Annotated in this window: 1 protein-coding gene and 2 pseudogenes; all 3 read right to left on the bottom strand. The window is 67.6% G+C overall.

Translation table 11 applies throughout. The annotated features are described in order from the left end of the window. Positions 1–152: 152 nt before the first annotated feature. A complete protein-coding gene (locus ABZ453_RS50800; RefSeq protein WP_359026822.1) occupies positions 153–1,427 on the bottom strand; it encodes an IS256 family transposase in 1,275 nt (424 codons plus the stop codon). 239 nt (positions 1,428–1,666) lie between these two features. Then, positions 1,667–2,506, bottom strand: a pseudogene (locus tag ABZ453_RS50795) (transposase); the annotation flags it as partial. 192 nt (positions 2,507–2,698) lie between these two features. Beyond that, positions 2,699–3,306, bottom strand: a pseudogene (locus ABZ453_RS50790) (transposase); the annotation flags it as partial. Positions 3,307–3,493: the final 187 nt, after the last annotated feature.

Below are 3,493 nucleotides of genomic sequence, written 5' to 3'. Positions count from 1 at the left end.
TCCACAACAAGCCGCCCGCTGCCTGCCCCTACCCCCGGCCGATCATGCCCCGCACACGAAGAAGCCCCTGCTCATCGAACAGGGACTCCCTTTGCACAACGCACTAGCCTCGCCGTTGGGCGTGTCAGTGACTTTGTGTAAGTCCTCGGGGGTCACGTGGTGTTGAGCCGGTCCTCGAAAAAGAGTGAGAACTGGTTCAGCGCCTTCTTCCAGTGTGCCGCGACGTGGTTGACGTCGCGGGCCTTGGGGGCGATCAGCTCGCGGACGGCGAGGTAGAGCACCTTCAGTGCGGCCTGTTCGGAGGGGAAGTGCCCGCGGTTGCGGGTGGTCTTGCGAAGCCGCGCGTTGATCGACTCGATCAGGTTTGTCGAATACACGACCTTCCTTATCTCGGGCGGGAAGGCCAGGTAGGGCGTGAACTCGCTCCAGGCTGCCCGCCAGGTGCGCACGACGGCCGGGTAACGCTGGCCCAACTCCGATGCGGTGAAGTCCGCGAGGGCCTGCTCGGCGGCCTGTTCGGTCGGCGCGGTGTAGATGGCCCTGAGCGCCGACACCACCGCCGGATGGTGCTGCTTGGCCGCCAGCCGCAGTGATGCCCGGATCAAGTGGATCACGCAGGTCTGGACGGTGGCCCTGGGCCACGTCGCGGTGACCGCGTCCGGCAGGCCCTTGAGGCCGTCGCAGGCGACGATGCAGACGTCGTCGATTCCGCGGTTGCGTAGTTCGGACAGCACCGTCATCCAGGTCGTGGCGCCTTCGCCCTGGTCGCCGACCCACAGGCCAAGGACGTCTTTGCAGCCGTCCATGTCGACGCCGACGGCGAGGTAGACCGGCTTGGAGGCGACGGATCCTGACCGGATCTTGATCCACAGTGCGTCGATGTAGATGATTGGCCAGACGGCGTCCAGCGGGCGGTTGTTCCAGGCGGCGAGCTCGTCGGCGACCGCGTCGGTGACCTTGCTGATCAGGTCCGGGGAGACCTCGACGCCGTACATGCCGGCCAGGTGGGAGCGGATGTCCCGCACCGACATGCCGCGGGCATACAGGGACAGGATCTGCTCGTTGAAGCCCGCCAGCCGCCGCGCGTGCTTGGGCACGAGCTTCAGCTCGAAGGAGCCGTTGCGGTCCCGGGGAATGGCCACGGTGACCGCGCCGGCGTCGGTCAGCACGGTCTTCGGTGAGGTCCCGTTACGGCTGTTGCCCGAGCCGCGGCCGGCCGGATCGTGCTTCTCATAGCCGAGATGTTCGCTCATTTCGGCGTCCAGGGCTCGCTCGAGCACGGCCCGAGTGACCTCGGTCAGCAGCCCGCCCTCGCCCAGCAGAGCGGCTCCGGAGGCGTCGGCGCGGTCCATCAGACGCTCGACGACCTCGTCCACCAGCCTCTCCTCGACCGATTCGACAGCCGAGGTGTTCTCGTTGTCCGTCATGCTGTGTCCGTCCCGGCTGACCAGGGCCCGAGCCTGGGCTCCGGTCAGCCTGTCACATCACGGACTTACACGATCTTTCAGACACGCTCTCGCCGTTTCGGTTGGGGCGATGAAGCGTCGCTGAGGGACAACTGCGGGCTGACCGACGCTAAATCGGTGTTCGGACATGGCGGAATCCCGGCACGGTGGTCGGGTTCTCCGGAGTCCTTCGGGTCGTGGGAGGGCAGGGTAGTTGCTGGTCAGCTGGCGGGAAGGGGCAGTGCGGCGAGACGGTGGAAGGCCGCGACCAGTTCGTTTCTCCATGGCCAGGTCGCCGATATCCGCAAGCGCAGGCGTCGGCCGCCGCGGGTGAGGCGGGCAGCAACGTGCAGCAGCCGGTAGCGGAGCTTCTTCGGCTCGGCAGTGGCCAGCTCCGCGTCCAGCAGCAGGACGCGCGTCCAGGCCAGCAGGTCGATCGCCGCGAGGCTGAGTTCGAGCCAGGCGGCGTTGACGCCGAAGCCGCGGGAGGGGAAGCGGCCGAAGCCGGCGGTCTTACCGCACCGGATGTGGTCCTCGACTGTGGCATGCCCGCGGTGGCGGACCTCGAGTAACTGGGCGGAGCCACCACCGGTGTACGGGGTGTCGGTGAGGATCACCTGATGTCGCAGGCCCTCGTCCTGATCGAACAGGGACAGCTGGGCTCCGGGGTGTGGCCGCTCGCGGCGCACGATGATGCGGGTGCCGGCCGGGTAGCCGTCCAGATCGACCATGCCGGTCAGCTCGGCAACCTCTGCGCCATCACGCAGCGTCCCGTCCTGGTCCAGGGCGGGATGCCAGAGGTGGTCGGGCACCGAGCGGATCGCGCGGCGGACGGGCTCGCTGATGGCGTATCCGACCGAGAAGAAGGTACGGATTCCTCGTTTCCGCAGGTCGCGGATGTGGGTGAGGAAGGCTTTCGCGGATCCGGCGCTGTCGGCGCGGACCAGGATGTCGGTGCCGTGCCGGTGTGCGTCGGGGATCTGCGCGAGTGCCTGGTCGAGCACCACAACGTGATCAGCGGCCGTGTTGGCTCCGGAGTTCCCGGGCCGCAGCCGCCCCGAGGTCGTGTCCCGCGACGTGGTGTAGGGGATCAAGCGCTGCGCGTTCCGGTTCGAGGCCCACGGCGATCTGCCTGTTGGCGACAGCCCACGAAGCGTGCCGGTAAGACGAGTTGGACACCCGATCGAGCGGGGCCACCTTCCCTGGCCTGCGGATTCCGGTGGCTTGATCCCCTACACCACCTGGCTGGACGCCATCCGCCCCGACACGGCCTCGCCGGTGTTCGCAAGGAAACACAGCAGCGGATGGAAGCCGAAGCCCCCTTATAGGTCGGGGCGGCCTGTTCCTTTTCCGAGTGACAAGCGACCAGCGTGGCGTCGAGATCCAGGACCAGGCCGGGAAGTTCTTGTCCGCCGGCCCGAGCGGCAGGTATGCCCTCGCCGGTCTCGGCGGCCTGCATCCAGGCGACTTCCCGGGCCGAAGCGCGGGCCGCTCGCAGCGAAGCGAGTGCAGCCTCGTCGGTGTCGGCGAGCAATCGCCAAGCCGTGGGCGTGGATGCGACCGGGCCGAACACCTCGCCCTGGTCCCGCAACACGGCCAGATCCGCGATCGCCTCACCGCCGTCGGCGAGCATCACCGCGAGATCGGTGGCGACCCGGCCCGGGTCGTGCCCGGTCCCGCGCGGCCGAAGCGGCCGGAGAGCGGCGGAGTACGCAGCGGTCAGCCCGGTGGCATCAGCAAGATCCGTCAGCAACCGTGCTCCGGCATGCCCGACCACCCCCGAACCATCGGCACTGACACGAACCTTGGGACGCAACCCGATAGTCTGCACGTAGAAAGTGCCCTCCGCCTGGACCGACAGAACCCCTCAGCAAGGTTCATCGTCCCAGGTCAGGAAGGCACTTTCGCGTTTCCGCCTCAAAGCCAGTCGTACCCAAGTGAAACGGCGAGGCTAAGCCTTGATCCACCGACGGGATTTCGAAGTTCTCCGAGGGCGGGTTCTGGGCTTTCGGCTGGTGTGCGGGCAGGAGGTGTCCGCTGGTCTGCCC

The organism is Streptomyces sp. NPDC005799, assembly GCF_040630525.1.
GTDB classification, from domain to species: Bacteria; Actinomycetota; Actinomycetes; order Streptomycetales; family Streptomycetaceae; genus Streptomyces; species Streptomyces griseorubiginosus_B.
This window is presented reverse-complemented; position numbering and strand designations above follow the sequence as displayed.